Here is a 3,032-nt window from a genome sequence, read left to right as displayed (position 1 = left end):
CACCGAAACCAAATGCCCTTCTGTCCATTCTCAAAGCCTGTATTTCTTTTTTTGCCTCTATTCAGCCTTTACCGCGAATTGCCTGTTAAGGAAATTCACAATTTCCTGTCCGGGGCCGATTGACTGCTTAGCCTCTGTTCAATCGCTTCCAGCCGGCTCAGCACTTCGTCCCTATAGGCATCGGTGCGTTCCACCTCTTCTTCGCCATGGGCATCCTGCATGGAGTTCACGATCAGGCCGACAAGAAGGTTCACTACGGCAAAGGTCGTCACCATGATGAACGGTACAAAGAACGCCCAGGCGTGCGGATGCACCTCCATCACTGGCCGCACAATACCCATCGACCAGCTTTCCAGCGTCATGATCTGGAACAGCGAATAGGCGCTGCGGCCCAGGTCGCCGAACCATTCCGGAAAGTCGTGGCCGAACAGCTTGGTCGCGATCACAGAGCCGATGTAGAAAATGATCGCCATCAGCAGAAAAACCGACCCCATCCCCGGCAGCGCGGTGATGAACCCCTCGACCACCCGGCGCAGGCGCGGTGCAACCGAAATAACCCGCAACACCCGCAAGATACGCAGCGCCCGCAGTACTGACAGGCCTTGCGTCCCCGGTGCCAGCGCAATGCCGACGATCACGAAATCGAACACATTCCAGCCGCTCAGGAAAAACCGCAACCTGCGCACAAAGAGTTTGGCCAGGATCTCCACCACAAAAATAGACAAGCAAATGTAGTCGATCAGGTGAATCAGACCGCCAATCTTAGCCATGACAGATGGGGCTGTCTCCAACCCCAGGGTGACCGCATTGACCAGGATGACAGCGGTAATAAACCGGCCGAACCGGTCACTGTCCAGAATGGCTGCCAGGCGGCGGGTCGGGGCGAAAGCAGGGGTATCGGTCATCTCAGTCTTTCATGGTAAATCGCGCAGCCAGTTCGGTATGGGCCGACCAACGGAACTGATCAACAACCTGCACCCAGTCAAGGCTGTAACCCGCCGCAACCAGTGCTTTGGCGTCGCGGGCAAAGCTCACCGGATTGCAGGATACATAGGCGATCACGGGTGTTCGGGCTTTGGCCAACTGGGCAGTTTGTGTCTCAGCGCCTGCGCGCGGCGGATCAATCACGGCAGCTTCAAAGGCAGCACCAAACGGGTTCAAATCCTCGGGCAACAGCGGATTGCGGAATAGGTCGCGGACTTCGGTGGTGACTTTCTTCAGACCCGCCGCCCTGCGCCAGCCAGCATCCAAAGCTTCCAGCATTGAACGTTCACCTTCCACCGCATGCACTTCGGCGGTTTCCGCCAAAGGCAGGGTGAAGGTGCCGCAGCCTGCAAACAAATCGACGATCCGTTTGGCTCCGCTTGTTATTTCCTGAACCGCTGCCAGCAACGCCGCCTCACCTTCCCGGGTGGCTTGCAGGAAAGCCCCCGGCGGCGGGCAAACGCGCGCGGCGCCAAAGCGTTGCATTGGCCGCTGCTCCATCGCGACCGGCTCATCCTCCCAGGTCAACCGGGCAATCCGGTGCTGGTCTGCCAGCCGCGCCAGTTCGATGCGCAATTGCCCGTCCAGCGGCTTGCCGTTCCTGACCAGCATGTCCAGCCCAGCGTCCGAGGTGGCGACCGTCACGGCCAGCGGTGTCTTCCGGCCAGCCCCGGCCATCGCCAACGCCTCTACAACGGGAATCGCGGCCTTCAACGCAGGTTCCAGCAGCTGGCACTCAGGGATCTCCGTGATCACATCCGACGCCTGTCCATGAAATCCGGCCATCGCACCCTTCTTGGTGCGCCGCACCGCAAGCGTCGCGCGGCGGCGGGAGCGGGACGGCGAGGTGTGGATCGGGCGGAATTCAGTCTCTAACCCCTGTGCCGTCAACGCTGTGCGCACGACTTCCGTTTTCCACTCAGCCACAAATCCGTCACTTGCGTGCTGCAGCTGGCAGCCGCCGCAGGATTTGTAGTGGCGGCACGGCGGCTGCACCCGGTGCTCGGATGGGGTCTCGATCCGGATATTGGTCAGCCGGCTGCCCTCCGTGAAACCTGAGACGGTTTCTCCTGGCAAAGCACGCGGGGCAAACAAGGGTCCATCGGCCACGCCGTCGCCCTGATGGCCCAGCCGGCTGATCGTTGCTGTAGTTCTGGCTGCGTCAGTCATGGCTGCTCATTACCGCGGCAAGATGGTCAGCAAAAGCAAAATGCGCCGGAAAATTTATTCAGCTGCTGCCCTGTTCTCATCCGTACAGATGAAGCCGCCGGACTGGCGCGCCCAAAAGGCAGCATAAAGCCCGGCCTTGGCCAAGAGCTCTTCATGACTGCCGCTTTCAGCAATCCGCCCTTTTTCCATCACAATGATCCGGTCCATTTCGCTCAGCGTCGACAGCCGGTGGGCGATGGCCAGCACCGTTTTACCCTCCATCACCCGGTGCAGTGCGGTCTGTATGGCCGCCTCCACCTCGGAATCCAGCGCCGAAGTGGCCTCGTCCAAAACCAAAATGGGCGCGTCCTTAAGGATAGCTCGGGCCAGAGCGATCCGCTGCCGCTGCCCGCCCGAGAGTTTCACACCGCGCTCGCCGAGAAAAGCGTCATAACCTTTGTGGCCTTGCCCATCCTCCAACTCGGTAATGAACTCATGCGCCTCAGCTTTCTCTGCAGCGGCGATCAGAGCTTGCTCCGACGCATCCGGCCGCCCATACAAGATATTGTCCCTGGCTGAACGATTGAACATGGCAGTTTCCTGGGTGACCATGCCGATCTGGCTGCGCAGCGAATTCTGGGTGACACCGGAAATATCCTGTCCGTCGATCAGAATGCGCCCGTTTTCTCCGTCATAGAGCCGAAGAAGCAATGAAACGAGCGTTGACTTCCCCGCCCCGGAAGCGCCGACAATGCCCAGCTTCTCACCTGGTTTGATTTTCAGGCTGATGCCCTGCACCCCGCCCACATCGCGGCCATAGGCGAATTCCACCTGGTCAAAATCAATGCCGCCTTCACTCACAACCAGCGGCTTGGCACCGTACGTATCCTCAACTCTTT

The 3,032-nt window shown here is 59.6% G+C and carries 3 protein-coding genes; all 3 read right to left on the bottom strand.

Annotation, left to right across the window (positions count from 1 at the left end; genetic code table 11):
* Positions 1–95 precede the first annotated feature (95 nt).
* Positions 96–905 (bottom strand): ion transporter, encoded by an 810-nt coding sequence (locus A2I95_RS29140; protein WP_291735510.1) that lies wholly within the window; start codon positions 903–905, stop codon positions 96–98.
* Position 906: 1 nt separating this feature from the next.
* Entirely contained in the window at positions 907–2,154 is a 1,248-nt protein-coding gene (locus A2I95_RS29135) for a class I SAM-dependent RNA methyltransferase (RefSeq protein ID WP_291735509.1), read from the bottom strand.
* A 54-nt stretch (positions 2,155–2,208) separates the two neighbouring features.
* Positions 2,209–3,032: ABC transporter ATP-binding protein (locus A2I95_RS29130; RefSeq protein WP_291735507.1), on the bottom strand; the 824-nt coding region annotated here is incomplete at its 5' end.

The sequence above is a fragment of the Leisingera sp. F5 genome (assembly GCF_001593695.1).
This window is presented reverse-complemented; position numbering and strand designations above follow the sequence as displayed.